Origin of the sequence: Pseudoalteromonas sp. MSK9-3 (genome assembly GCF_003590335.1) — a bacterium.
Lineage (GTDB): Bacteria > Pseudomonadota > Gammaproteobacteria > Enterobacterales > Alteromonadaceae > Pseudoalteromonas.
Genome location: NZ_MIET01000024.1, coordinates 1 through 25432 on the forward strand (window position 1 = coordinate 1; position 25432 = coordinate 25432).

The following is a 25432-nucleotide window of genomic DNA, read 5'->3' on the forward strand; positions in this document are numbered from 1 at the left end:
GTTTTTCGGTATTCTGCCACTTTGAGATGGCACTATCACTTAGCCAAATATTGATGTTACCGCGTTGAACCAAAGCACGGTTGTACTGTGACCAATTCCTAATTTTCTTCTTCATTTCGCATCATGGGTTAAGGCATTTAATGATCTGATCGCACCAAACCAAAGAAGTTCAACTATTTAGGAAACAACGCCCTTTGGTGGTAACAATGAATTGCGGCAACTTTTACTATTAATTCTTTTTTATGATTTATTTTATAATAAAACTCATGACCTTATGATTTTATTATAATTATAATGACTTTTCATTTATAAAATTATAGTATCACTTTTCGCAATTAAACTACTTGAGAAATGGACTTTAAAAGTAGTAAATAACGGTGCTTAAATAGGCACTCGTTGTTCTCATCTTTAAAGCCCACCTCTGTGTAATACTCATATAAAATAATAAGGATTATTAATGAGAAGAGCTCTTGGCTTAGCCCTACTTTGTTCGTTACCCACTTTATCTTTTGCCAATTCAGATGAGTCTGGCCTAATGGAAGAGGTTGCAGCGGCATGTTATAAAATGCGCGCAACAGATTGGTTTGATGAACCGTCAATGGGCTCCGATAACAAGCTGGCGCAGCAAACCGTCTTGTCTAATGAATATGAACAGCTGCGCTTACAACTCGAAGCGTTAAATCCGAACTATGCCCAAAATACACAAAAAGTTGATATTTCAGGACGCGCAGCCAAGCCGTTTAATGACGTTATCACTTATTGCTCTGATAAAATGGCAGCACTAAAGCGCTACACCCGAGAATTAGCGGAACTGAAAGTCACGAGAGCTGAAGCTGAACGTATACGGCTAGAAGAAGAAGCACAGGCGAAAGCAGATAAAGAATATGCTGCGCAGATGGCTGCCCAAGACTTGGATGTGAAACTAACGGATATTGCTGCTGAGCATGGTTATGATGCATATATTGGGAGTATTCGAGCGTTCTATCAAAAGCATTATGCTGGGGCAAGTATTGATGAGCTGGCAGAGTACGCCATGGTGCCAGCAGAAGATGCTGAGCGTTATACGATGCAACGTGTGATAGGTGATTATGCGATTTATCAAGGGACAGATGATGCCTCGCCACATACACGTTTAATTGCATTAGAAAAAACCTCTGACGGCTCGTATGGTCAATATGCCAGGCTGCCTTTAGAAGCCTATGTAGTATTAGAGAAAAAGACGTTCAAAACTTGGCGTGGTGGCGAAAAAGAGATCCTTGTTTTTGGTCGTGCTGAAGACCACCCGGCGGGAGGGTCGTTTCTAGTCTGGCTTTTCTTGCTTATTATCGCTGGTGGGGCTGGGTATCATTTCCGTGAGCAGTTATTACCGCATTTAGAGCCATTATTGAATAAAGCAAAGCAAGCTAAAGATGACTTAGAAACACGTAAATAGACCTATCCAATTGTAATGTTACATAAGGCCCTATAAGGGCCTTATTTTATTCTATTAATAAAAATATATACCAATCAAATAGGTAAGCTTATTTTTTAAATGGGCAGTCAAGAAGGAATAATCACCATGAGAGACTCATTAGAAGCTTCAACTATTGCCAAAGAGCATGGCTTTAATCAGCATGTCACCTGTCTCAGTGAGATCTATACAAAGCTTCGTGCAGGAGCAACAGTACAGAGTATGAAAAGCTATGCCATTTTTATGGAGGGGGAGGTTTTTTACGCGTTGAAGTGTGTGGTGGGTGAATATGCAATTTATGAAGGCAGTTCTGGCACTGAACGGAAAAAAAGGCTGATTGCGCAAAAGATGAATCCTGAACTTTTGTATGCCAAATATGCCGCTTTTCCCAAAGGTATGTATGTGATTAAAGACAAGCGCCGTTTTGCTATTAGAGTTGAATCAAGTAGTGATTTTGAGTTGCTCGATGCAGAGCAAGAGGTATTGGTGTTCAGTAAGCTTAGTGACTTATAGACAAAAAATTAATGCGTTTTTATTCAATGCTAAGTTGTATTAGCTAAGTACTATTTTTGGTTTTAAAAAGGCTCCTAAGGAGCCTTTTTTACTGACTTAAACAAGATCCAAATCATCTAAGTCTAGGTTGTCTGCGAAGTAGTCTAGTTCCTGTAGTTCTTTGCGAAGACGCTGTTTATCTTTGAGCGCTTCAATTTCACGCCATTTTCTCTTTTTACTTTTTTGAGAGGCTCGTTTTTTTGTTTCAGGACCTTCTAGTATTTCAATTATATCGTCTAGGCTATCCATGAATATCTCCTAATTGATTATTAACCTCAATAACGCTTTCGCGCCAGCTTTGTGTGCGTGCCCTAGCACTACAAGCAACTTTGGTATACCACAACTCGGCTAAAAATAAAACAATATTGTGTCAGATAGGTTAAAACAAAGTGACAGTTTGATGAAGGTCAAAAAGAACCTGGCATAAAAAAAACGCCGTATAAAACGGCGTTTTTAAATAAAGTAAGCTGGCTAGTGGGTTATAGCGCTTTAAAGCGTGCTTCCAGTGTTTCTTGCGCGTCTGCAAAAGACCGAATACCTTCAGCTAGCTTTTCTGTTGCCATAGCATCTTGATTATGTAACCAACGAAATTGTGCTTCTGTTAAAGGAGCTGGTTTTGCTTCCAGTGGGTAGTTGCTTTCAAGCAGGTACTCTTGTGCATCCGTTAATTTACCTAGCTCTTCAAGTAACCCTGGGCTAATAGTTAGTTTGTCACAGCCTGTTAGGGCAATGATCTCACCCGTGTTACGGAAACTTGCACCCATAACAACAGTATTATAGCCATGGCGTTTGTAAAATTCATAAATACTGCACACAGACTGTACACCAGGGTCATTAAGTGGGTCAGTTGGCTTTTCTAGGCCATTGGCCACATGCCAATCTAAGATACGACCAACAAACGGTGAGATGAGAAATACGTTAGCATCGGCACAAGCTCTGGCTTGTGCTTGGCTAAATAGTAAAGTCAAATTACACTTTACCCCTTCCTTTTCAAGTTGCTCAGCGGCTTTAATACCTTCCCACGTTGATGCAATCTTGATCAGGATTTTGTCTTTACTTACACCTTCTTGCTCATACAGTTTCAATAAGGTGTTGGCTTTATTGATCATGGCTTGTGCGTCAAAAGACAAACGAGCATCAACTTCGGTAGAAATGTAGCCAGGGACAATCTCCGCAATTTCTTTACCGATAAGTACTGCGAAGTAATCGCAAGCAAGCTCTAGCTGTTGTTGTGCATCTGATTCATTTGCTTTGGCAAAGTCCCATGCTTTTTGTAAATAAGCTTGGTATGCAGGCATTTCACTTGCTTTAAGCAATAGCGATGGGTTTGTTGTGGCATCTTCTGGTTGATGCTTACGAATGGCTTCAATATCGCCGGTGTCGGCAACAATCGATGAATGTTGTTTTAGCCTATCTAGTGCTGATGTCATTAGCTGTCCTCATTCCTATTTGCAGCAAATTTAAAGTGTAATTACGCTATGTTGCAGTACTGTGATTTGCTTTAATAGGTCAATTGTCCGTATCTAAAAAGACTCAAGGTAGGTAAGCACAACCAGAAGGAACATTTAGGTAATTACACGAATTAGGGCTATCCCATACTGATTCAAAGGTTATTCTAAGCTTGAAGTCAAACAGGGATAGTGTTGAAATTGACATTAAATAATTTTCAAGTCAATAGGCTAGCCATGATCACGGTAATATCTCCTGCAAAAAATTTGGATTACGACACTCCTGCACATATTTCACGCCATACACAAGGGCAATTGCTTGATCATAGCGAGGAGTTGATGACGGTTTGTCGTGAACTCTCTCCCCAGCAAATCGGCAGTTTGATGAAAATTAGTGATAAATTGTCAGGGTTAAATGCTGCACGATTTAGTGAGTGGTCTCAGCCGTTTACGCCAGGGAATGCCAAGCAAGCGGTACTTGCATTTAATGGTGACGTATACACCGGCTTAGATGCTGCAAGTTTAGATGACGCGACACTAGATTATGCGCAAAATAATCTCCGTATTTTATCTGGGCTTTATGGTGTGTTGAGGCCGCTCGATCTGATGCAAGCTTATCGCTTAGAGATGGGAACTAAATTAGAAAACAGCCGTGGTAAAAATTTGTATGAATTTTGGGGCTCGGTTATTGCTGAAAATTTAAATGAAACGTTGGCTGAACAACATGCAACGCACATAGTTAATTTGGCATCAAATGAATACTTTAAAGCGGTTAATAAAAAGGCATTAAGCGCCGACATTATTACACCGATATTTAAAGATTGTAAAAATGGGCAGTTTAAAGTGATCAGCTTTTACGCTAAAAAAGCGCGTGGCATGATGGCGCGTTTTATTATGGAGCATAAAATAACAAGTCTTGATACGCTTAAAACATTTGATGTTGCAGGCTATTATTTTAGTGAAGAAGCAACGATTAAAGCCAACGAACCAGTGTTTTTACGTGCTGAACAAGGTTAACTAAGCTACATATTCTTACAAAATACGATAAGTACTAAAGTGTTAAAAGCGTTTATGATGCCTATATGGGTACCTTTCCATAAACTTAGGTTTATAGATCTGAGTGATATCGTATTTATAAGGAGCAGTCGATATGGTAAAAAGCGCGATATTAATAACATCATTTGTGTGTTTAATAACTGGGTGTGGCAGCGTCAGTACATCGGTCACGAGCAAAGGGTTGAGTTGCGAGCAAGCAAATTCACAATGTCAATCCTCTTGTTATGACGACACGTCGTTGCCCGGTGCTCAGCAACAAACGTGTTTAGATAGATGTTATGAAACACTCAATAGTTGCCGAGTGTCGCCCGATGACCCATTTGTGATCCCCAAACCGACTGTGGGATGGTAACGTCCATGCGACCGAGCTTTTTGGAGTTAAGCTACCCGATATGAACAAAAACGTATTGATATTAGCAATGTGCCAAGGGTTAATTACGACGGGCAACATTTTACTTGTTACCATTGCGGCATTGGTGGGCCAAGCCTTGAGCCCTTCAGCCGCATTCACGACCTTACCTGTAGCGACTCAAATGTTTGGCTTACTTATCGCAACGATCCCAGCTTCATTGGTGATGGCAAAAATAGGGCGTCGGCGAGGGTTCAGTTTAGGTAATGTTGTGGGGTTAAGTGGGACACTTTTAGGTTACTTTGCGTTACATGAAAGTGCGTTCTTGTTGTTTTGTATTGCTACCCTTTTGATAGGTATTGGTATCGGCTTTGCGACTCTTTATCGCTTTGCAGCGATAGAAGCCAGTGATAACCCTGCCACAGCGATATCTATAATCATGGCAAGTGGAGTGGTTGCAGCCATACTGGGGCCAAATTTAGCGGTATGGGTAACAAGCTATTTCCCTAGTATTAATTATGCGAATGTTTTTATTTCACTGAGCGGTTTGTACTTACTGGCGCTATTTTTACTACAAGCAGTCAAGTTTAATGAAGTAAGTGAGACATCGAATTCACATAAGGCGAGAGGGTTACGAGAAATTGTGATGCAGCCGCAGTTTAAAGCGGCAGTCTTAATTGCGATGTTAAGCTACACAATAATGAATCTATTGATGACGGCAACCCCTCTGGCCATGCATCGTCATGGTTTTGACTTAGCTGACTCGGCACTGGTTATTGAATGGCATGTATTGGGTATGTTTGTCCCTTCCTTTTTCACCGGAAAGTTGATTCAGCGCTTTGGACAAACACCCATTATGGCGTCAGGTGCACTCCTTATTATCGGGTGCTGCGTCATCAATTTACTGGGGATGAGTCATTGGCATTTTTTATTTGCACTGTGCATTTTAGGCGTTGGTTGGAACTTTATGTTTATTTCAGCGACTCATATGGTGAGTGAAACGTATCACCCAAGTGAGAGAGCAAAAGCACAAGCCAGTAACGAATTTTCTGTATTTAGCATGGTTGCGATATCCTCTTTAGGTGCTGGTTGGTTAGAGGCCATTGCTGGCTGGCGTTTTTTGAATATGATGAGTATTCCTATCATGCTGATAGCGCTTGGTGTGATCTACTGGTTTGCGTCACAAAAAGAGGCGTCATTAACTCAGATACCTTTAGGTAGATGAGAGTAGGCGATCACGATTTCATCTCTAAACGCACTGTCTAAATGTCGCTGTTCGATACGATATTGTTGGCAAAATGCCTGTGCGGATCCCGTTTGTGTGAGTAGGCTAATTTGAGCATGTTTGTCTAATACTGTTTGCCATTTATGTATTATATGTGCCGGTGGGCTAGGCAAGGTATCAATAATTTCTAGCGGACTTTTAAACTCACTGTGCATGGCAACTTTTAACATTTCGTCATTGGCGGCAGCTAGCCAACTGGTTTGGTTTTTACCGACGCATATAATAGGTAAAAAGGGCGCCAGTGCAGGGCATACTGTATTTCTATATAACTCTACTTGCCAATAAGGGCGTGCGATATGAGCAAATTGCTTGAAGCTCGTAATTTGACTAAACCCAGACTGTGCAAAAGGCATGATTTCTACCCGGGGTTTATTTGCATCAACGGTGTCATTGGCTACATCAATGTACCATTGATCAATTACCATGGCATTTTGGAAAAATTCATCCCTTAATGAGCCCCATACTTTTCGTAATTCAGGCTGTTGTTGTGTGGTTTTCAGTATATTCAATATCGGAAACTCAGTGTCGCTCTGAGGCTGCATTAATAGACGATATACTTCATCCCTGATCTCTTTGCAGCGCCCTAGAGGGTATGGCTTACCTGCAAAGTGTGGATATTTCGGCGCTAATATTAAGTCTGCTTTTAGGCGTAGTTGAGCCAACGCACTGCATAATGCTCCTTGTTGTTCCTTGGAAATATTCATTATTTGCTCCTTTAATATTACCTCGTTATTTGCTCAATATACCGCGAGTAACGGTTCTGTGGGTAGCAAATCAAGATCTAGATCAAAAAAAACACAAAAAGTTAACCTTATGTAACGTTGTTGTTTGTTTTTTATCCCTGTTGAATTTAACCTGCGCAAAGCAGGGTAAGTTTAAATTTCTTCAAGTGAGATATAAAAAATAGAGGCAAGTTATGAAGTGTTTAAGGCGAACAAAGGACATTGTGCCCATTGCATCACCGTCATTTGAAATAACCGTCAATCAGCGGCAGGTTACAGCGAGTGAAGGGGAGACTATTTTATCCGTACTCTTGGCAACAGAGCATAAGGCGTTGATGGTGAATGACCATCAAGGTATATCTGGTGCATATTGTGGTATGGGCGTCTGTCATTGCTGTCATGTCAAGGTGAATAAGCGCTATAAAAAACGCGCATGTCAAACGGTTGTAAAGCCGCAAATGGTTGTTGAAACGTTAACGAATCGTTTTTTAGAAGAGGGCATAAAATGACACATTCATGTCCTGTGGTGATTGTAGGGGGAGGCCCTGCTGGCACAGCCGCGGCGGCCCAATTAGGAAAGTTGGGTATTACGAGCAAAATCATCGAAGAGGCGTCAAAAATTGGTGGGGTGATTTACCGTGGTCCTTTGCGTAACACCCACAGCTTGCCCCATTTAGATGATAATTTAAAACGTGCAATGGCAGCACTGCAAACGCGCTATCATGCTAACCGACGTCACATTGAGTTATTAGAGAATACTAGGGTATTGGGACCTGAAGGCGCGCATTCTTTGCTCTTAAATAAAGATGAAACGCTAAGCAACATTGAATACCAAGAGCTTATTTTAGCAACGGGTTGCCACGAGAGAAGTATACCTTTTGAAGGTTGGCAATTACCTGGTGTGATGCTTATGGGCGGGGTTCAATTGCAAATTAAAAGTGGATTAGTACAGCCTGGACGTAAAATGGCTTTAGTGGGTACAGGTCCGTTACTCCCCTTAGTTGCTTGTCAGCTGCACAAATCAGGTATTGATGTTGTTGGGGTATATGAAGCAAGTCAGTTTAGTAAATTAGCGAAAGAAGCCGTCGCATTATTGAATAAGCCAAAGCTAACTTTGTCAGGCTTGAGCATGATGGGGTATTTAAAAAAGCACAATATCCCTTTTCATTATGGTTGGGGGATTGTCAGTGCTCAAGGTGAGAATGCGTTAAAGTCTATTACTGTGGCGCCTTATAACGAGCATTGGCAAGCCGATACTCATAATGCGCAAACACTGGAAGTTGATGCGCTTGGTGTCGGGTATGGTTTTGTCGCACGTAGTCAGCTGGCTATGCTAATGGGTTTAGACCATCAATATAGCACTGTGAGTGGCAGTATTCCGACGTTAGATCAGTGGCAACATAGTAGCGTAAATAATGTATATGTCGCTGGGGACAGCAGTGGTTTATTAGGCGCTGATGCGGCAATGTGTGAGGGGCAAATTGCCGCCATTAGGATTGCGCAAAGTCGAGGCGTTTTGACTGGCAAAGAAGCCGCGCAGCATGCTGGAAAAGTGATGAGAAAACTAGATCGACTTAAACGTTTTAGATTTGGTTTTGATCGATTTTCAGCAAGACAGGTTGGTTTAATGGAGTTAGCAAAACCAGAAACGGTGGTCTGTCGATGCGAAAAAACCACACGGGCGCAAGTTGATATCGCATTAGCGCAAGGTGTAAAAGATATTACGAGCTTAAAGATGCGAACTCGATTAGGTATGGGCGACTGCCAAGGAAAGACATGTGCAAGTTATGCGATTGACAGGCTTCATCAATCGGGTTGTACAGACAATATAGGCGCCATAAAACCTCGCTTTCCGTTAGATCCTATCCCTTTTACTTTTTTGGAAGAGCAGTAATGAAAAAATTTGACGTTGTTATTGCCGGCGGCGGTGTTATTGGTGCCGCCTGTGCTTATTTCTTGAGTCGAGATACACAGCTCAAAGTGGCTTTAATTGATATAAAAAAGCCGGGTAATGCCTCACGTGCTTCTGCTGGTGGATTATGGGCGATTGGCGAATCTGTTGGCTTAGGGTGTGGCGTTATCTTCTTTAAAACACTTTCTAAATTACAAAGTGAATCTAAAGGAAAAGATATTCCTGTTATGCGGCCACATCAACTACCAGATTGTTTTTTTGAATTTGCGTTAGCTTCTAATGCGATGTATCCAGCGTTACATAAAGAACTACTTGAACAACATGGTGTTGATTTTAAATTTGAACGGACCGGTCTTAAGTTCATTATGTATAACCAAGACGATCGTATTTATGCCGATCAGATCACCAGTGGTATTCCACACTTGGCAGATCAAGTACGTTGGTTAGATGCGCAGCAGCTCAAAGAAGAGGAACCTTACATTACAGATGATGCCATTGGTGCCATAGATTTTATCTGTGATCATCAAGTTAACCCTTATCGATTAGTTGATGCTTACTTAGAAGGTGCACGGCAAAATGGTGTGGAGCTGGTGCTCAATAGTGAAGTGAGTAAAGTATTACGAGAAGGCAATAGGGTTACGGGGGTTGCAACTCAAGAAGACACATACTACTGTGATACGCTGATAAATGCGGCAGGGGCATGGGCTGATACTTTATTTAATAAAGCAACGGGTTTGAATATGCCTGTTTATCCGGTGAAAGGCCAAATTGTGCTATCTGAACGTTTACCCAAAGTGCTTAATGGGTGTGTCAGTACCAGTGATTGTTATATCGCTCAAAAAGACAATGGTGAAATTTTAATTGGGTCTTCTACCGAAGAAAAAGGGTTCGATACAACGAATAGCTTAGATAAAATTACCGAGCTTTCTCAGGGGGCATTAAAGTGTCTACCTATTTTAAAAGACAGTAATATCAAACGTTGTTGGGCAGGGCTCAGACCAGGTACACCTGATGAATTGCCTATCTTAGGCCATGTGCCCGGTATTAAAGGCTACATTAATGCGTGTGGGCACTTTCGTACCGGAATAGTTACATCGGCGATTACAGGGAAATTGATCACGGAGTTAGTTACAGGGCAAGAAACGAGCTTAGATTTAACCCCGTTCAGTGTAACGCGCTTTTTTACACAAGAGTAAAAATAAAATGGCCTCATTGAGGCCATTTTATTTAGATTATTTCTTTTTCTTCACTTTCGCTTTGGCTTTTTTCTTCGCTTTCATTTTAACGGGGTCTTTTTTCTTCTTAGGTGGTCGCGCTTCTTTATTTTGCGGCTCTAGCCCCTTAATAACACGTCGTTTTAAACCTAAGTCAATGTACCGTTCAATTTTTGCCAAAATAGCGACGTCATGTGCTTCGACAAATGAAATAGCGGTGCCTTTTTTACCTGCTCTGGCAGTACGACCAATACGGTGTACATAGACATCAGCTGTGCGCGGCAAGTCAAAGTTTATCACATGCGTGATGTCAGCAACGTCAATACCACGGGCCGCAACATCGGTGGCAATTAAAATGCGCGTACGGCCACTTTGGAAATTAGCCATGGCAGTCATACGCTTGTCTTGTGGCATTTCACCGCGTAGCCAAGTCGTTTTTACACCATGCGTATAAAGCTCACCGACTAATTGCTCTAGACGTTCGCGTGTTTTGACGAACACAATAGCTTTTTGTACTTCTTCTTCGCTTTGTAATAAATGCAGCAGTAATTCTAACTTGTGCGTGTAGTTGTCAGCCAAATGAACCCATTGGTGAATTTTGGCTTTTTCTTTACGTGATGACTCAGCTTCAAGCAGTGCAGGGTCATTTAAAATGCGCTCAGCGAACAATTCAACGCTGTCACCTTCTAGTGTGGCTGAAAACAAGAAACATTGACGACGATTTTTGGCTTCTTCGCATATGCGAAGCATTTCTTTTTTAAAACCTAAATCGAGCATGCGGTCTGCTTCATCAAGAATGAGCAGTTCTACGTTTTCTGCGTGAAAGTTTTCAGTTTCAAGGTATTCCATCAACCGACCAGGGGTTGAAATTAAAATATCGTTATTTTTTTCAAAGATCTCTTTGTGAGTACCATAGTTAATGCCCCCAGTAACCACACCAATTTTCAAGTGTGTATTTGCAGCAAGTAATTGGCACTGCTCGTGAATTTGGTACGCAAGCTCACGGGTTGGTGTCATAATTAATACCCGAGCAAAGCCCGGTTCTTTGCGCGGAAAGTCTAGCAAATGCTGAATCGCAGGGATCAAAAACGCAGCAGTTTTACCGGTACCCGTTGGGGCTGACGCTAGAATATCGCGTCCAATCAACGCTTCAGGAATTGCCAACTGTTGAATACTGGTGGCGGTTTGGTAACCCATTTTGTCAATAGCGGTCAACACTTTGGCATCAAGATCAAATTCAGAAAATTGCATAGCACATCATAAATAAAGGACAATGGTGACAATTATACGCGTGATGGCGATTTTCGAAAAGGTGAATAATGGCTGGCTTTGCATTTAAACAGTTTAAGGTACAACAAAATAATACCGCAATGAAGGTATCAACCGATGGGATCTTGTTAGGTGCTTGGGCAAATATTGGTGATGCGAGCAGCTTATTAGACATAGGAACTGGTACGGGGTTATTGGCGTTAATGTGTAAACAGCGTAATCAAAGCTTGGCGATCGATGCGGTAGAAATTGACGAACAGGCAGTGAAAGATGCGCGTACTAATATCAAAAATAGTCCTTGGTCTGATATTACTGTTCATCAATGTGCAATTCAGGATTTTTCTAGTGAAACAAAGTTTGATACTGTGATTAGTAACCCGCCATATTTTAATCACAGTTTACATAGCCCTGATAGTGCGCGAACTAAAGCACGTCACACTGCAGGGTTAAGCTTTAGTGAATTACTTAGTGCCTTTATTAGAGTCAGTCATTCCCACAGTACACTGACGGTCATTTTACCTTGTGTTGAAGCTGAAATGTTTACCGAGCATGCCAATGTGATGGGCTTGCACTTGCACAGAGTGTGTCATGTGCAGATGACACCAACAAAGCCGGTAAGTCGCCGGCTTATGGCGTTTTCATTGATACCAAATAAATCAATGTGTGCAAGCGCATTATGTGTTCGTAATAGTGATAATACGTATACGCCAGAGTATATTACCTTATGTCAGGATTTTTACTTAAAGATGTAATGGCGTTGTAGCGAGGTATAGATGAGTCATTTATGTAAAAAATTACACTGCATTACAGCGACTTTATTTATGCAATAAAACGATTCAAAATAGCATAGAGCACCCGCTTTGGGGGCGCTTTTAGCGTGATAACTTGCAGGGAAGTATATATGGATCCAACAGTACGTAAGATTTTGGCATTTTTAAAGCAGATTGAAGTACCCTTTCAGCTAAGCCATTTCACGCATGACACATTTTTGCCCGGCTTGAGACTGCAACAAGGTGTATTACATATTGATGTGGATAAGTTACTCTATGCAGGTGATATATTACACGAGGCAGGGCATATAGCTGTGTGTGAGCCGACTGAACGGCATTTATTAAGTGATGATGTCTATAAATGCCGCAGCAATAAAAGTTGGATGAAAGGAGAGGAAATTGCCGCAATAGCATGGTCTGTGGCAGCTATTCAGCATATTGGTTTACCAACCAGTGTGGTATTACACCCTGATGGATACAAGGGTTCCAGCGAGAATCTGATCATGGTGTTTGAAAATAATGAATTGTATGGTCAACCCTTGCTAGCTGCATGGGATATGATTGATTCAATTGAAGATTTTCCGAACGTCAGAACTTGGATCCGCCAGGTATCATGGGCAGAGCCCGTTGTGGTTTAATCGGGTAAGTGCCAATTAAACCACCTTGTTTTAGTGCTTTTACAATGTGAGAAAGCGGTATTTTTTGCTTTATAGCGAGTCACTATACTGGGTCATAATAAGTTCTATCCAGCCAGCGATACGCTCATCGCTTTTTTCATATTGGCTATCCTCATCAAGTGCAAGACCGACAAAGTGAGTACCCTCTTCGGTGAGTGCTTTGGATGCTTCAAATTCGTAGTCCGCAGTATTTGGCCAATAACCGAGGAAATTAACGCCTTGTGGCTTGATTTTGTCGTGTAACATACCAAGTGCATCTTGAAACCACTGACCATAACCTTGCTGATCGCCCATACCAAATAAGGCAATGGTTTTACCCGCTAGGTTTACATGCTCTATGTCATCCCAGCACGATTCCCAGTCTTCTTGTAATTCACCAAAGTCCCATGTTGAGATCCCAAGGATCAAAAAGTCATATTGCTCTGCATTTTTTAATGGTTCATCTTTGATATTGTGTAATGAAACCGTTTCTTCACCTATAATTTCTCTGATTTTCTCAGCTGCCATTTCGGTGTAGCAGGTTGTTGAACCATAAAATAACGCTATCTGCATTGTGTTTATCACTTTCTAATTGACTGTTATGATAGGCGCGAAGTCTACCCTATGACGTTAAAAATTGATACAGGAAGCCTGTGAGCGAATACCTCAATGACAGTGACAGCATCAAGAGTAATGCTGACTATATAGAAGCATTTTTAGACTCTTTATTTTTAGAGCAAGGATTGAGCGATAATACCTTATCGGCTTATCGTTCAGACTTGGATAAATTCTGCCAATACTTAATAAAATCGAGCCGGGATATTTCATTGATGGAGGTTGAAAGTCACGATATTGAAGCTTATTTGGCTTATCGGGTTGATTCGGGCCTTAAATCTCGTAGTACAGCACGTTCAATTAGTGCGTTAAAAAGGTTTTTTTTATATTGGGTTAAAGAAAAGGCAATTGCTGTGACGCCATTGCTGAGTATTGCACAACCTAAAATAGTACAGTCTTTGCCTAAAACACTGACTGAGCAGGAAGTCGAAGCCTTGCTTGATGCCCCTGACACCGATGATGCGCTGGGCTTACGTGACAAAGCCATGCTCGAGCTCTTATATGCAACAGGTTTGCGGGTAACAGAGCTGGTTGGTATGCGTATTGAGCAAATTAACTTGCGTCAAGCGGTTGTGTTAGTCAAAGGCAAAGGTGGCAAAGAGCGTTTGGTTCCGATGGGTGAAGAAGCATTGCATTGGATCGAACAATTTTTAAAGGTTGGTCGCTCACAATTGATTAAGCATGCCACTGATTTTGTGTTTCCGTCAAAGCGTGGAGTCGGTATGACGCGGCAAACTTTTTGGCATCGAATTAAACACTATGCTATTTTGGCTAATGTAACGTCGCCTTTATCACCACATACGTTGCGTCATGCTTTTGCAACACATTTGCTTAATCATGGTGCTGACTTACGAGTCGTCCAAATGATGTTGGGTCACAGTGATTTGTCGACGACACAGATTTATACGCATGTTGCAAGTGAACGATTAAAATCGCTACACCAACAGCATCATCCACGAGCATAAGGGAATTTTTTTGAGATTTTCCGGTCTTAGTGGGTAACCGAAGAATAATTAACGAGCAGAATATGAAAAAACTATTTTTAGCTGCTGCCTTGGCATGTAGCTTTTCAACACTGGCAACCAGTGAACCAGACTTGGTAGTACCTAGCCCGATGGTGGCAGATCCGATCACAGAACAGTTCTCTAATTTAGGGGTGATTGTTAAGAGTATTTCAGATAGCCCAATCGCGAATCTGAAAACCGTGATCACCGATAAAGGCGTATTGTATGCCAGTGCAGACGGTAAGTATCTTGTACAGGGTACGGTGATTGACCTTGAGAATCGTGAAAATATTACGGAAGGCGCGTTAAGTGGTCTGCGTAAAGAAGGTGTTGCCGATTACCAAGAATCCACGATTGTTTATAAAGCAGAAAATGAAAAGCACCAGATCACGGTCTTTACAGATATCACATGTGGTTATTGCCGCAAGCTTCATCGCGAGTTAGATGATTACTTAGCCGCTGGGATCACGGTAAAATATATGGCATTTCCACGTGGTGGATTGCGTGGCTCAGGGTATGAAGATTTAAGAAACGTGTGGTGTGCAAAAGATGCAGCGCAAGCCATGACCGATGCGAAAGCTGGCCAAGCGGTAGCTAAGGTAGAAAATTGTAATGCGCCCGTTGCTGAACATTATGAGTTGGGCCAGAGCTTTGGTATCACAGGTACGCCAGCCATTATTTTGGAAGATGGCACATTGATCCCGGGTTACCAACCAGCTGCGTCGTTATCTAAAGCATTGGATGAAAACAGCAAAAAATCGTAATTTTGATATACTAATATCATGACTAAAAAAGGCCTTAAGGCCTTTTTTATTGCCTAAAATACGTGAGATGTTGAATGAACACAGAGATACGCACGCGTGGGTTTGTTGATGACAGTCACTTACCCGCCCATTTACACCCTGTCATCAAACAGATTTATGCAACCCGAGGCGTACTAGATGCCAGTGAATTAGATAATAGTGCTAAAACGCTGTTGGATTTCAAGTTATTTAAAGATATAGATAAAGCCAGTGATATCTTAATCGATATGCTCGGTAAAAAAGCAAATGTATTAATCGTCGGAGACTTTGATGCGGATGGGGCAACTAGTACGGCTGTCCTTATGGAAGGGCTTCCGCAGTTTGGCTTTACACAGGTCGACTATTTAGTCCCTGATCGTTTTAGTCTGGGCTATGGGTTAAGCCCCGCGTTGGCTGAGCAAATAGTGCAACTTAAACCAGATTTAGTTATTACGGTTGATAATGGCATCTCCTGTGTGGCTGGAATAGATATTGTGAAACAAGCTGGTATTACGGTGATTGTGACAGATCACCACTTGCAAGGCTCACAGCTTCCGAATGCCGATGCGATTGTTAATCCAAATCGTCATGATTGTACTTTTCCGTCAAAATCTATTGCAGGGGTAGGGGTTGCGTTCTACTTATTAATTGCATTACGTAATGCGTTAAGAGAAAAAGGGCACTTTACGACACATCCACAACCCAATTTAGCGGCGTTATTAGATATTGTTGCATTGGGTACTGTGGCCGACGTGGTTGCGCTTGATGCAAACAACCGCACCTTAGTGCATCAAGGGTTAGCACGGATCAGAAGTGGTAATACACGCCCTGGTATACAGGCATTGATAGAGGTAGCAAATCGTAATGCTGCACGTTTGAGTGCCAGTGATTTTGGGTTTTCATTGGCTCCGCGCTTGAATGCTGCTGGGCGACTAGATGATATGAGTTTGGGTATAGCCTGTTTATTGGCAAAAGATACGAATCAAGCTCGGCGGATTGCTGGTGAATTGGATGGCTTGAATCATGAACGACGAGAAATAGAGCAAGGTATGCAGCAAGAAGCTCAAGCAGTGCTTGAGCGATTGGTATTAAATAGTAAAAGCGTGCCTGATGCGGTGTGTTTGTATCAAGATGATTGGCACCAAGGGGTGATAGGTATTTTAGCGGGCAGGTTAAAAGAAAAATATCATCGACCTGCGGTGATTTTTGCACAAGGTGATAATGGTGAGATAAAAGGGTCATGCCGCTCAATAGAAGGTCTACATATGCGAGACTTATTAGAGCAGCTTAATACCCAGCAACCAGATCTTATTTTAAAGTTTGGTGGTCATGCGATGGCTGCTGGTTTAACCATTCTCGAAGCCAACTTTGCGCAATTCAAACAGGCGTTTGAATATGGCGTCAGTGAACTGTTATCAGAGGAACATAAACAGAGTGTTTTATTAACTGATGGCGCGTTACCGGCAGAGTGTTTTTCGATGGACTTCGCTCAACTTTTGCAACAAGCTGGCCCATGGGGGCAACACTTTGCTGAACCTATATTTTGTGGTGAGTTTGAGTTGGTTCAGCAGCGCATCGTGGGCGAAAAGCATCTAAAATTGGTATTAAAACACCCTAGTGGCAAGTTAGTCGATGCGATTGCATTCAATGTTGATGTTAGGGCATGGCCGAATAATCAAGCACAGTTAGCGCAAGTTGCCTATCAACTCGATATTAACGAGTTTCGAGGGAAATTTTCATTGCAGTTAATAGTGCGAGAAATCAGCGCAATTACTGCATAAAGAGATTTATAGCAGGGACAAATTTTGTTAATATGGCGCGTTTAACAATTGGGTTATTGCAGATCGTCGTTGCGTTAATGTGGTAGCCCATTACTGTAGTAAAATTTTGGAGTAATGTGCATGTTTGAAGTGAATCCTGTGATTAATCAAATCAAGGACATTCGCGAACGTACTGAGCTGCTTCGGGGGTACCTTTGACTACGCTCTTAAACAAGAGCGCTTAGAAGAAGTTAACGCTGAACTTGAAGACTCGGCAGTATGGAATGAACCAGAAAGAGCGCAAGCACTAGGCCGTGAAAAATCCGCATTAGAAATTGTTGTTGAAACGATAGATAACCTTGTTGCTGGTGCAGATGATGTTGAAGGGCTGGTGGAGCTTGCTGTTGAAGCTGAAGATCAAGACACGTTTGATGAAGCTGAGCAAGAGTTAGCAGGGCTCGTTGCGAGCCTTGAAAAGCTCGAATTCCGTAGAATGTTCTCAGGCCCACATGATGACAATGACGCATACTTAGATTTACAATCAGGCTCTGGCGGCACAGAAGCGCAAGACTGGTGTAACATGTTGCTGCGTATGTATTTACGCTGGGGCGAAGCAAAAGGCTTTAAAGTTGAGCTGGTTGAAGCTACTGATGGTGATGTGGCCGGTATTAAAGGCGCTACGGTACGTTTCAGTGGTGAATATGCCTACGGTTGGCTACGCACAGAAACAGGCGTACACCGTTTGGTGCGTAAAAGCCCATTTGACTCAAGCGGCCGCCGCCACACTTCATTTGCGTCAGCGTTTGTTTATCCAGAAGTTGATGACAACATTGAAATAGACATTAACCCAGCTGAGTTACGCATTGATGTATATCGTGCCTCTGGCGCGGGTGGTCAGCACGTAAACACCACAGAGTCAGCAGTACGTATTACCCACTTACCCACCAATACCGTGGTACAGTGTCAGAACGAACGTTCACAGCATAAAAACAAAGCACAAGCGATGAAGCAATTAAAGGCCAAGTTGTTTGAGCTTGAAATGCAAGCACAGAACGCTGAAAAACAGTCACAAGAAGATGCCAAATCAGACATTGGTTGGGGTAGTCAAATACGTTCTTACGTATTAGATGACTCGCGAATCAAAGATTTGCGTACAGGTGTCGAAAATCGAAATACACAGGTTGTACTCGATGGTGACCTAGACAAATTTATCGAAGCTAGCCTGAAATCAGGCCTTTAATCAACAAGCTAAACTAAGAGCTAAAAAATGACAGATCAAATCCAAGACGAAAATAAACTCATTGCTGAGCGTCGTACTAAGTTGGATGCGATTCGCGAGAATTGCAGTGCCAACGGCCACCCTAACAGCTTCCGCCGCGAAGATTACACGGCAGATCTACAAGCTAAGTTTGGTGATAAATCGAAAGAAGAGCTTGTTGAATTAAACCAGCAGGCGTCAGTAGCTGGACGTGTCTTAGCAAAACGCGGTCCTTTTTTAGTACTGCAAGACATGAAAGGCCGCATTCAGGCTTACGCATCTAAAGATGTACAAAAAGATTTAAAAGCAAAATATGGCCAGCTTGATATTGGCGATATTATTGGTGTAACTGGACCTGTACACAAGTCAGGCAAAGGTGATTTATACGTTGATATGGTTCAATATGAATTGTTGACTAAATCATTGCGTCCGCTACCTGAGAAGTTTCATGGTTTAACAGACCAAGAAGCCAAATACCGTCAGCGCTATGTTGATTTGATCACCAACACAGATACGCGTGAAACATTCCGTATCCGCTCTAAAGTGATTGAAGGTATTCGTCGTTTCCTTGCTGAACGTGAGTTCATGGAAGTTGAAACACCTATGCTACAGGTTATTCCTGGTGGTGCGACTGCTCGCCCGTTTGCGACACACCATAATGCCCTAGACATTGATATGTACCTGCGTATTGCACCTGAACTTTACTTAAAGCGTTTAGTGGTAGGTGGCTTTGACCGTGTATTTGAAATAAACCGAAACTTCCGTAACGAAGGTTTATCGACACGTCATAACCCTGAGTTCACTATGATTGAATTCTATCAAGCGTATGCAGATTACAATGACTTGATGAACTTAACTGAAGATATGTTACGCACTGTGGCACAAGACGTGTTGGGTACGACGACCATTGTTAATACGACTAAAAATGCGGAAGGTGAAGTTACTGACAGCGTTGAGTATGACTTTGGCCAGCCGTTTGTACGTTTAACCATGGCTGATGCAATCATTGAGCACAGCGAAGAGGCGGCTAAGCAAGCTGAGATTTTCCAAGATCCTGAAAATCATTTTGAGGCGCTTAAAGCGTTTGCTAAACAAGTTCACGTTAAAATTCCTGAAAAGTGTGTGTGGGGACCTGGTAAGTTCTTATGTGAAATCTTTGAAGAAGTGGCTGAACATAAGCTTATTCAACCAACTTTCATTACTGCATATCCATGGGAAGTGTCTCCGCTTGCACGTCGTAACGACGACAATGCATTTATCACAGACCGCTTTGAATTCTTTGTTGGTGGACGTGAATTGGCGAACGGTTTCTCTGAATTAAATGATGCTGAAGATCAAGCCGCACGCTTTGCACGTCAGGTTGAAGAGAAAGATGCGGGTGATGATGAAGCAATGCATTATGATGAAGACTACATTCGCGCATTAGAATATGGATTACCGCCTACGGCTGGTGAAGGTATTGGTATTGACCGTTTAGTGATGCTATTTACTGATTCATCAACGATTAAAGATGTGATCTTGTTTCCTCATATGAGACCTCAAGCAGACTAACGCTGAGACTTTATGTGGGTTCAATGAGAAAAGCGCCTTATGGCGCTTTTCTGCTATTTATGTGCGAAATATCGTAGTTTACGACTTTAGTCTAATGACTTTTTAGAGGGATTACTCAAATAAAACAGTAAGCTAGTTAACTTTCTAAAATGAATTTAAGTGTACTTAGCTAAGTTCACCGCTGGTAACTGTGTGGTTGTTTTCTATACTGCCTAGGCATTATTGAGGGATAATCATGAAAGAACAACAAAAATACCAGGATTTAGAACAGGACAATGATCAGCAAAGGATGGAATATTGCCGGATGTGCATTTGTGAATTTCAACGATTGGGCTATCAAGATGCCTATTTAGCGGAGCTAAAAAGTTCGAAACAGGCGTTGATTGAAAAGTATACGCCTCCTCAATCCTTAGACTCAGATTAATTTGCGACATGAAAAAGTTATAATTTCTACTTAGCTGGTTAATCTATCACCATACGACCTGATTTTACAAGAAAAGTGTTTGACATATTTTTTCTAGCCTATATTATACGCCCCACAAGACGGAGAGGTGGCCGAGTGGCTGAAGGCGCTCCCCTGCTAAGGGAGTATAGGGTTTGTAGCCCTATCGAGGGTTCGAATCCCTCCTTCTCCGCCATTATTTAGCTATAATGGTATTTCTTGTAAATTGGACGCGTAGCTAAACTGGATAGTTTATTTAGTTATGATGGTTACGAACAACCGATATGATTATTTATAATCAATCGGTTTTTTTGTGTTTAAATTTCACGAATGACCTATCAAGTTCTTCCATGTTATTTTTTGCATACCAAAGCGGCTTTGCGACATGTGAGTTTGATATCACTTTTATGATTTCTATTTAAAATCATGTGTCTTGATCTTACTATTGCATCACTTTATCTTCTCAGTCATCATGGCAAAAATTTCTATTCTCATAATGATTATGCGCCTCTTCTTGATAATTCTACTTACTTTATGTTCTCTCAATTCATTCGCATTGCAGGTTGGAGCTGAGCGCTATGAGCAATATCTGCCGTTATTAAAACAGCAGCGTGTGGCGCTAGTGGTTAATCAAAGTGCACAAACCAAAACTGGACATTTGTTGGATAGTTTATTAGCTAAGGGCGTGACAGTAAGTAAGGTATTTGCACCTGAACATGGCTTTCGTGGTGACCATGATGCAGGGGCGCATGTTGCCTCTAATACAGATGTAAAAACAGGCATACCCATCTTATCTCTTTATGGTAAAAATAAGCGCCCTAAAGCTGAGCAGTTACATGATGTTGATGTAATAATTTTTGACATACAAGATGTTGGTGTTCGTTTTTACACTTATATTAGTACTATGCATTACATGATGGAGGCGGCAGCAAAATATCAAAAAAACTTTATTGTACTGGATAGGCCTAACCCCAATATTGCCTATGTTGATGGGCCAATTTTAGAACCCGCGTTTACATCGTTCGTTGGTTTACATCCTATTCCGGTATTACATGGTTTAACCGTAGGTGAGTTAGCCAAGATGATAGTGGGCGAAGGTTGGCTTGAGGAAAGTAAGTCGCTGGATTTAAAAGTGATCCCAGTGGATGGATATAGTGCAAGTATGCGTTATGATTTGCCGATAAAGCCAAGCCCAAATTTACCAAACGCACAAGCGATTGCGTTGTATCCGTCATTGTGTTTTTTTGAGGCAACGTCGATTAGTGTAGGGCGTGGTACGGAGCTACCTTTTCAAGTTTATGGCCACGCAGAGTTACAACTTGGAAAGTTTAGTTTTACACCGCGGTCTATTGTTGGCGCTGCTGCAAACCCTAAATTTAAAGATCAGCGTGTATTGGGAGTTGATTTAACAAAGTATGAGAGTAAAGGATTAGATTTAAAATGGTTGATCAGTGCATATCAGCAACTGTCTTCACAAAAGATCCCATTTTTTACCCATGAAAAATTTATGGATAAGCTGGCAGGTACCGATAAGTTAAGGTTAGCAATTGAAGCCGGCGATTCTCAGCAGGTCATTGAACAGCGGTGGCAGCGGCCGTTGCAACATTATTTGCAGCGCCGCCAACCATATTTGCTGTATCAACGTTAAATATGACGTAGTTCACTCATATGTTCATTGGCGCGTTCTGCACGTTTTTGCCAATGTAAGTTTGATTGAGTTAAGCCAATAAACAGCACATCGATTAAGTAACTTTGCGATGTGCGCGTTAATATTGATGCGTGTTTAATTGGCTCATGATCAATGACGGTAAATAGCTTGATATTCGCTAAATCACTTAATGGATTGTTACCATAGCGAGACATGGTCAAAATTGTACACTCGTTGACAGCAGCTTGTTTGGCAACTTTTAATACGCCTTTACTTTGCCCTGAATCGCTAATGGCAATCAGTAAGTCATCTTTACCCATGGTGGCAACATAACTTGATGCTGATAGTTCATCAACCTGTGCTATTGCCGGCAAACCCAGTTTTTGCAGCTTAAGCGCAAAATCTTGGGCCATAGTATAACTTCCACCAACCGCACATATCATGATTTTTTTGGCTGACTTTATGGTTTGGATCGCACTCTCAAATTGATTTGGGGTATTGAGTTTATGCGTTTCAGACAAAATCGCGTGCTGGTTAGACAGTAATTTATCAGCAATTTGCTCTAGTGGGTCGTTGCTGTTTATGATCCCTGTGGCAGGTCGTGGTTGTTGAACTTGTAAGTTAAGATCATCGACTACCGCCAGTTTAAAAGCTGGAAAGCCTTTATACCCGAGTTTTTGTGCAAACTTTACAACACTAGATTGACTAACACCGGCTGCTCTTGCAAGTTCCACAGATGAGAGCGCTCTAATTTTAGCACTTGAATTTAATGTAAAATCAGCAAGCTTAGCCTCGCTGTTCGACAGACTAGGCCGTAAAGCCTTTATTTTTACGAATGTAGACATGTTTGATACTTCACCTGTAACTAACTTGTAATTGTACTTATTATAGGTGCAATTGGAACGTTGCGATAGTGTTTACAGTTAGGATTATTGCTATTTTTTCACACATTGTACCAGTATGGGTACTAATGTTGCATTTATGACTTTGATTGAACTGAAAAACTTGGTTTTTAGTGCTGAACTGATTAAGCTGTTTGGCTGAATTTATTATTTTCAATTGTTGCTATTGCGACCTGTAAGGGAACTTATGACTTGGTATTCTATATTACCGCCATTGATAGCCATTTTAGTGGTTTTTTGGCGCAAGGAAGTGATTTTAGCGCTGGTATTAGCTCTGTTAAGCTCGGAGTTACTGTTGGCCTTGCAGGGCGATGCAAGTAATATATTTATGACGGTTGTAAATAGCGTTGAGCGTGTTGTTTCAGTTGCAACGTCTGCAGGCAATAGCAGAATACTGATTTTTAGTATCGTGATTGGCGCATTACTGGCTTATATCCGAGAGTCTGGTGGTGTGGCTGCCACTGTGAATGTGTTGATGAATCGAGGGGTTGCCAAGAGCAAACGGCAAGTTGGTTTGTTAACCATGTTTACCGGAACTGCGGTCTTTATTGAATCTAATATGAGTGTACTAACCTCAGGTATCGTGTCACGCGGGCTGTTTGATAAATTTAAAATGAGCCGCGCCAGATTGGCCTATATTATTGACAGTACCAGTGCTCCGGTATGCATTTTGATTTTGCTCAATGGCTGGGGGGCATATGTGCTGGGGCTGTTAAGTAATTATGAGTTAGAGCAATCGGCGGTCAGTATTTTGTGGGGCAGTGTGGCATTTAATTTTTATGCCATTATTGCACTGCTTATTGTGTTATACACCATTGTGTTCGACAAAGTACATGGTCCCATGAAACAAGCAGAGCAGCAGCTGTCTAAGCACTCAGTTGAAATGGATGCGGGGCCAGCAGCTAGTAAAGCACGCTTTATGCTTATTCCATTATTGACCTTGATTGTCAGTATGGTGGGTTTTATGTTTTGGACTGGGGGTGGTGAGCTTGCGCAGGGCAGTGGTTCAAAGTCTGTGTTATACGCAACCGTATTAGCGTGTGCCGTCGCTTATCTATTACTGTTAACCCATAAACGTTTCACACATCATCAGCTTGTTGATGTGGGGTTTAAAGGAATGGGTGAGTTATTACCGCTTGTTTCTATTGTATTGCTTTCATTAACACTCGGTGCGAGTCTCAAAGAGTTAGGAACCGGGGTTTTCGTTGCCTCTTTAGTGGGTGATTATTTACCTATTTACTTTATTGTTCCTGCTCTATTTTTAACGGGCGCGGTGATGTCATTTACCACCGGGACTTCATGGGGCACATTTGCGATTTTGATCCCTATTGGTGTGCCGCTCATTCAAGCTTTGGGGCTGCCCCCTTCGTTGGTTGTTGGGGCAATTTTAAGCGGGGGGATTTTTGGTGATCATTGTTCACCTATCTCTGATACAAGTGCGGTTTCCGCATTGGCATCGGGTTGTGATCTATTAACGCATGTTAAAACCCAATTGCCTTATGCATTGGTGGGGGGCGCTCTTGCACTTGTTGGCTTTTTTGTCGCTAGCATCGTTTTAATTTAAGCGAAACACTTTTTAAAGTACGTACAAACAGAGTCCAAGGCGAAGCTAAGAGTATGCGGCTATAAGCACTGGGTTTACTATGGGCAACTATATATTTGTTGCCCATTTTTAACATCACTTGGCCCCGCAATTTGTAGTCCCGTAATTTGCCCTACATTGTTGTGATTGAGAGCTAAATACCGACCAATATAAGAAGGCTTGCTTTTCCAATCAGGCACTAGCTGCGCTAGCAAGCTTTGCTCAAGGCTTATTAATGTATGCCTTTGACAGTCTGCGATGAGCCAACCGCTCATATTTTGCTCTATCACTTCACCATGGTAAATGGCTGCTTTTCGTATTGCCTGACTGTTGGCTAACTGTGCATCAAGGTTTTGCTTTAATGCCACCATTTCACGTTGGTATTGCCCGTGTGTAACCCGATGTATTTCGACGTTTTGATACTTAACAGCAGCTTGGGTATCTATGGCCTGCTGTTGATGAACAGGTGTTGTAATGAATAACTGTAGGCCTAAGAAAGCGAGTCCTGTGCAGGCCAATAACCACTGTGCTGTTTGCCATGAGAAGTATTTTTTACTTTTCGCACAGGCGTGTTTGTATGTGTGAAGCTGATGCGCACTTAACGGTGTTTTATTTTTTTTGTATGCCTGTTTGAGTGCTTGTTCGAATTGCTTTTCTTTATCCATCAATGGTCTCCATATTCGCCTTTAAGTATTGTTTGGCATATCGCAAACGGGTTTTAATGGTTTCTTGGTTATGATGTGTGATCTGTGAAATCTCTTGCAGTGAGAACCCTTCAAGTTGAAGCATGAGTGCTTCACGCTGCAAAAATGGTAATGTGATCATGGCTTGGCGCAGAGCATCTACGTCTGTGTTATCTGACTGCGCTGCGATTAACGTTGTTTCATCGAGTTGCACAATTCTTTTTGTTTTGCGTAACTCGTCAATTAATGCGTTGCGAGCAATACAAAATAGCCATGCTTTTGGGGTGCTTTGCTGATGATAAGTATGGCGTTTTTCTACGACATTCAGCCACGTTTTTTGGCAAATATCATCAGCCAATACACGGTTACTTTGGCTGCTGATAAAGTGAAATATATCATGGCTATATTCATCAATAGCTTGTTCAAGAAAGTGATCTTGGCCTGTTCTTTTGTATTCATGCAGTGGATCATCAGCTGGCGTATTTAACTTTAACCATGATCTTAAGGCTATTAGCATAGGCT

The 25432-nt window shown here is 41.8% G+C and carries 26 protein-coding genes and 1 tRNA gene; 19 read left to right on the forward strand and 8 right to left on the reverse strand.

Annotation, left to right across the window (positions count from 1 at the left end):
- Positions 1-457 precede the first annotated feature (457 nt).
- Positions 458-1432, forward strand: a complete 975-nt coding sequence (locus BGP78_RS08645) for a hypothetical protein (protein ID WP_119861027.1) — start codon at positions 458-460, stop codon at positions 1430-1432.
- Positions 1433-1558: 126 nt separating this feature from the next.
- Positions 1559-1963, forward strand: a complete 405-nt coding sequence (locus BGP78_RS08650; protein WP_119861028.1) for a hypothetical protein — start codon at positions 1559-1561, stop codon at positions 1961-1963.
- Between the two features lie 96 nt (positions 1964-2059).
- Here the strand turns inward: BGP78_RS08650 and BGP78_RS08655 are convergent, their stop codons facing one another.
- The gene (locus BGP78_RS08655) at positions 2060-2251 is read right to left on the reverse strand and encodes a DUF3545 family protein (RefSeq protein ID WP_010362861.1); all 192 of its coding nucleotides are present in this window, start codon (positions 2249-2251) and stop codon (positions 2060-2062) included.
- 230 nt (positions 2252-2481) lie between these two features.
- A complete protein-coding gene (gene tal, locus BGP78_RS08660; protein ID WP_119861029.1) occupies positions 2482-3432 on the reverse strand; it encodes a transaldolase in 951 nt (316 codons plus the stop codon).
- 255 nt (positions 3433-3687) lie between these two features.
- Between tal and yaaA the strand changes: the two genes are divergently transcribed.
- The 3 genes from yaaA to BGP78_RS08675 all read left to right on the forward strand — a co-directional run bounded on the left by yaaA (position 3688) and on the right by BGP78_RS08675 (position 6080).
- Entirely contained in the window at positions 3688-4467 is a 780-nt protein-coding gene (gene yaaA, locus BGP78_RS08665; protein WP_119861030.1) for a peroxide stress protein YaaA, read from the forward strand.
- 133 nt (positions 4468-4600) lie between these two features.
- Positions 4601-4858 carry a hypothetical protein gene (locus BGP78_RS22550; RefSeq protein ID WP_147386072.1) on the forward strand — a complete coding sequence of 86 codons (258 nt, stop codon included), beginning with the start codon at positions 4601-4603 and terminating at the stop codon, positions 4856-4858.
- 40 nt (positions 4859-4898) lie between these two features.
- Entirely contained in the window at positions 4899-6080 is a 1182-nt protein-coding gene (locus tag BGP78_RS08675; protein WP_119861032.1) for an MFS transporter, read from the forward strand.
- Here the strand turns inward: BGP78_RS08675 and BGP78_RS08680 are convergent.
- Positions 6059-6844: a hypothetical protein gene (locus tag BGP78_RS08680; RefSeq protein ID WP_119861033.1), complete on the reverse strand. Its 786-nt coding sequence runs from the start codon at positions 6842-6844 to the stop codon at positions 6059-6061. The genes BGP78_RS08675 and BGP78_RS08680 overlap by 22 nt on opposite strands.
- A 212-nt stretch (positions 6845-7056) precedes the next feature.
- Here BGP78_RS08680 and BGP78_RS08685 point away from each other — a divergent pair, with 212 nt between their 5' ends.
- From BGP78_RS08685 to BGP78_RS08695, 3 genes are read left to right on the forward strand one after another with little or no spacing between them, the layout of a single operon-like run.
- On the forward strand, positions 7057-7371 hold the full coding sequence (locus BGP78_RS08685) for a 2Fe-2S iron-sulfur cluster-binding protein (protein ID WP_119861034.1): 315 nt from the start codon (positions 7057-7059) through the stop codon (positions 7369-7371).
- Entirely contained in the window at positions 7368-8756 is a 1389-nt protein-coding gene (locus BGP78_RS08690; protein WP_119861035.1) for an NAD(P)/FAD-dependent oxidoreductase, read from the forward strand. The genes BGP78_RS08685 and BGP78_RS08690 overlap by 4 nt, the downstream gene beginning before the upstream one ends.
- The gene (locus BGP78_RS08695) at positions 8756-9970 is read left to right on the forward strand and encodes an FAD-binding oxidoreductase (RefSeq protein ID WP_119861036.1); all 1215 of its coding nucleotides are present in this window, start codon (positions 8756-8758) and stop codon (positions 9968-9970) included. The genes BGP78_RS08690 and BGP78_RS08695 overlap by 1 nt, the downstream gene beginning before the upstream one ends.
- A 36-nt stretch (positions 9971-10006) precedes the next feature.
- Here the strand turns inward: BGP78_RS08695 and srmB are convergent, their stop codons facing one another.
- Positions 10007-11239, reverse strand: a complete 1233-nt coding sequence (gene srmB / locus BGP78_RS08700) for an ATP-dependent RNA helicase SrmB (protein ID WP_119861037.1) — start codon at positions 11237-11239, stop codon at positions 10007-10009.
- Between the two features lie 68 nt (positions 11240-11307).
- On the opposite strand from srmB, the gene BGP78_RS08705 reads away from it, so the two are divergent.
- Positions 11308-12009, forward strand: coding sequence for a tRNA1(Val) (adenine(37)-N6)-methyltransferase (locus BGP78_RS08705; RefSeq protein ID WP_119861038.1), 702 nt, complete (start codon positions 11308-11310; stop codon positions 12007-12009).
- A 149-nt stretch (positions 12010-12158) separates the two neighbouring features.
- Positions 12159-12665: a hypothetical protein gene (locus tag BGP78_RS08710; protein ID WP_119861039.1), complete on the forward strand. Its 507-nt coding sequence runs from the start codon at positions 12159-12161 to the stop codon at positions 12663-12665.
- Positions 12666-12734: 69 nt separating this feature from the next.
- On the opposite strand, the gene fldB is transcribed toward BGP78_RS08710, so the two are convergent.
- Positions 12735-13256, reverse strand: a complete 522-nt coding sequence (fldB, locus tag BGP78_RS08715) for a flavodoxin FldB (protein ID WP_119861040.1) — start codon at positions 13254-13256, stop codon at positions 12735-12737.
- A gap of 80 nt (positions 13257-13336) precedes the next feature.
- On the opposite strand from fldB, the gene xerD reads away from it, so the two are divergent.
- The 8 genes from xerD (at position 13337) to BGP78_RS08755 (ending at position 21743) form a co-directional block, all read left to right on the forward strand.
- The gene (gene xerD, locus BGP78_RS08720; protein ID WP_119861041.1) at positions 13337-14263 is read left to right on the forward strand and encodes a site-specific tyrosine recombinase XerD; all 927 of its coding nucleotides are present in this window, start codon (positions 13337-13339) and stop codon (positions 14261-14263) included.
- Positions 14264-14325: 62 nt separating this feature from the next.
- Positions 14326-15066, forward strand: coding sequence for a bifunctional protein-disulfide isomerase/oxidoreductase DsbC (dsbC, locus tag BGP78_RS08725; RefSeq protein ID WP_119861042.1), 741 nt, complete (start codon positions 14326-14328; stop codon positions 15064-15066).
- A 74-nt stretch (positions 15067-15140) separates the two neighbouring features.
- Positions 15141-16865 carry a single-stranded-DNA-specific exonuclease RecJ gene (gene recJ / locus BGP78_RS08730; protein ID WP_119861043.1) on the forward strand — a complete coding sequence of 575 codons (1725 nt, stop codon included), beginning with the start codon at positions 15141-15143 and terminating at the stop codon, positions 16863-16865.
- 120 nt (positions 16866-16985) lie between these two features.
- Positions 16986-18084, forward strand: a protein-coding gene (gene prfB, locus BGP78_RS08735; protein ID WP_119861044.1) for a peptide chain release factor 2 whose coding sequence is annotated in 2 segments (ribosomal slippage) — positions 16986-17060 and positions 17062-18084 — 1098 coding nt in all. Because the reading frame shifts where the segments join, the coding sequence is not laid out codon by codon here.
- Positions 18085-18111: 27 nt separating this feature from the next.
- On the forward strand, positions 18112-19653 hold the full coding sequence (lysS, locus tag BGP78_RS08740) for a lysine--tRNA ligase (protein ID WP_010362878.1): 1542 nt from the start codon (positions 18112-18114) through the stop codon (positions 19651-19653).
- Between the two features lie 235 nt (positions 19654-19888).
- Positions 19889-20077, forward strand: a complete 189-nt coding sequence (locus BGP78_RS08745; RefSeq protein ID WP_119861045.1) for a hypothetical protein — start codon at positions 19889-19891, stop codon at positions 20075-20077.
- A 121-nt stretch (positions 20078-20198) separates the two neighbouring features.
- A tRNA-Ser gene (locus BGP78_RS08750) sits at positions 20199-20291 on the forward strand.
- A gap of 300 nt (positions 20292-20591) precedes the next feature.
- Entirely contained in the window at positions 20592-21743 is a 1152-nt protein-coding gene (locus BGP78_RS08755) for an exo-beta-N-acetylmuramidase NamZ domain-containing protein (RefSeq protein WP_119861046.1), read from the forward strand.
- On the opposite strand, the gene BGP78_RS08760 is transcribed toward BGP78_RS08755, so the two are convergent.
- Positions 21740-22588 carry a MurR/RpiR family transcriptional regulator gene (locus BGP78_RS08760; protein ID WP_119861047.1) on the reverse strand — a complete coding sequence of 283 codons (849 nt, stop codon included), beginning with the start codon at positions 22586-22588 and terminating at the stop codon, positions 21740-21742. The two genes, BGP78_RS08755 and BGP78_RS08760, sit on opposite strands and share 4 nt — an antisense overlap.
- A 244-nt stretch (positions 22589-22832) precedes the next feature.
- Here BGP78_RS08760 and BGP78_RS08765 point away from each other — a divergent pair, with 244 nt between their 5' ends.
- Positions 22833-24209 (forward strand): Na+/H+ antiporter NhaC family protein, encoded by a 1377-nt coding sequence (locus tag BGP78_RS08765; RefSeq protein ID WP_119861048.1) that lies wholly within the window; start codon positions 22833-22835, stop codon positions 24207-24209.
- Positions 24210-24286: 77 nt separating this feature from the next.
- Here BGP78_RS08765 and BGP78_RS08770 read toward each other — a convergent pair whose 3' ends face one another.
- Entirely contained in the window at positions 24287-24892 is a 606-nt protein-coding gene (locus BGP78_RS08770; RefSeq protein ID WP_119861049.1) for a hypothetical protein, read from the reverse strand.
- Positions 24885-25427 (reverse strand): RNA polymerase sigma factor, encoded by a 543-nt coding sequence (locus tag BGP78_RS08775; protein ID WP_119861050.1) that lies wholly within the window; start codon positions 25425-25427, stop codon positions 24885-24887. Before BGP78_RS08775 ends, BGP78_RS08770 begins: the two co-directional genes overlap by 8 nt.
- Between the last annotated feature and the right edge of the window lie 5 nt (positions 25428-25432).

What these genes read in the sequence shown, in the direction of transcription:
- BGP78_RS08770 (WP_119861049.1), bottom strand. Translation starts at nt 24,892, where the DNA reads ATGGATAAAGAAAAGCAATTCGAACAAGCACTCAAACAGGCATACAAA.
- lysS (WP_010362878.1), top strand. Translation starts at nt 18,112, where the DNA reads ATGACAGATCAAATCCAAGACGAAAATAAACTCATTGCTGAGCGTCGT.
- recJ (WP_119861043.1), top strand. Translation starts at nt 15,141, where the DNA reads ATGAACACAGAGATACGCACGCGTGGGTTTGTTGATGACAGTCACTTA.
- BGP78_RS08705 (WP_119861038.1), top strand. Translation starts at nt 11,308, where the DNA reads ATGGCTGGCTTTGCATTTAAACAGTTTAAGGTACAACAAAATAATACC.
- tal (WP_119861029.1), bottom strand. Translation starts at nt 3,432, where the DNA reads ATGACATCAGCACTAGATAGGCTAAAACAACATTCATCGATTGTTGCC.
- BGP78_RS08655 (WP_010362861.1), bottom strand. Translation starts at nt 2,251, where the DNA reads ATGGATAGCCTAGACGATATAATTGAAATACTAGAAGGTCCTGAAACA.
- BGP78_RS08690 (WP_119861035.1), top strand. Translation starts at nt 7,368, where the DNA reads ATGACACATTCATGTCCTGTGGTGATTGTAGGGGGAGGCCCTGCTGGC.
- BGP78_RS22550 (WP_147386072.1), top strand. Translation starts at nt 4,601, where the DNA reads ATGGTAAAAAGCGCGATATTAATAACATCATTTGTGTGTTTAATAACT.
- BGP78_RS08685 (WP_119861034.1), top strand. Translation starts at nt 7,057, where the DNA reads ATGAAGTGTTTAAGGCGAACAAAGGACATTGTGCCCATTGCATCACCG.
- BGP78_RS08675 (WP_119861032.1), top strand. Translation starts at nt 4,899, where the DNA reads ATGAACAAAAACGTATTGATATTAGCAATGTGCCAAGGGTTAATTACG.
- yaaA (WP_119861030.1), top strand. Translation starts at nt 3,688, where the DNA reads ATGATCACGGTAATATCTCCTGCAAAAAATTTGGATTACGACACTCCT.
- srmB (WP_119861037.1), bottom strand. Translation starts at nt 11,239, where the DNA reads ATGCAATTTTCTGAATTTGATCTTGATGCCAAAGTGTTGACCGCTATT.
- BGP78_RS08680 (WP_119861033.1), bottom strand. Translation starts at nt 6,844, where the DNA reads ATGAATATTTCCAAGGAACAACAAGGAGCATTATGCAGTGCGTTGGCT.
- BGP78_RS08745 (WP_119861045.1), top strand. Translation starts at nt 19,889, where the DNA reads ATGAAAGAACAACAAAAATACCAGGATTTAGAACAGGACAATGATCAG.
- BGP78_RS08650 (WP_119861028.1), top strand. Translation starts at nt 1,559, where the DNA reads ATGAGAGACTCATTAGAAGCTTCAACTATTGCCAAAGAGCATGGCTTT.
- BGP78_RS08760 (WP_119861047.1), bottom strand. Translation starts at nt 22,588, where the DNA reads ATGTCTACATTCGTAAAAATAAAGGCTTTACGGCCTAGTCTGTCGAAC.
- BGP78_RS08775 (WP_119861050.1), bottom strand. Translation starts at nt 25,427, where the DNA reads ATGCTAATAGCCTTAAGATCATGGTTAAAGTTAAATACGCCAGCTGAT.
- BGP78_RS08710 (WP_119861039.1), top strand. Translation starts at nt 12,159, where the DNA reads ATGGATCCAACAGTACGTAAGATTTTGGCATTTTTAAAGCAGATTGAA.
- BGP78_RS08765 (WP_119861048.1), top strand. Translation starts at nt 22,833, where the DNA reads ATGACTTGGTATTCTATATTACCGCCATTGATAGCCATTTTAGTGGTT.
- BGP78_RS08755 (WP_119861046.1), top strand. Translation starts at nt 20,592, where the DNA reads ATGATTATGCGCCTCTTCTTGATAATTCTACTTACTTTATGTTCTCTC.
- dsbC (WP_119861042.1), top strand. Translation starts at nt 14,326, where the DNA reads ATGAAAAAACTATTTTTAGCTGCTGCCTTGGCATGTAGCTTTTCAACA.
- fldB (WP_119861040.1), bottom strand. Translation starts at nt 13,256, where the DNA reads ATGCAGATAGCGTTATTTTATGGTTCAACAACCTGCTACACCGAAATG.
- BGP78_RS08645 (WP_119861027.1), top strand. Translation starts at nt 458, where the DNA reads ATGAGAAGAGCTCTTGGCTTAGCCCTACTTTGTTCGTTACCCACTTTA.
- BGP78_RS08695 (WP_119861036.1), top strand. Translation starts at nt 8,756, where the DNA reads ATGAAAAAATTTGACGTTGTTATTGCCGGCGGCGGTGTTATTGGTGCC.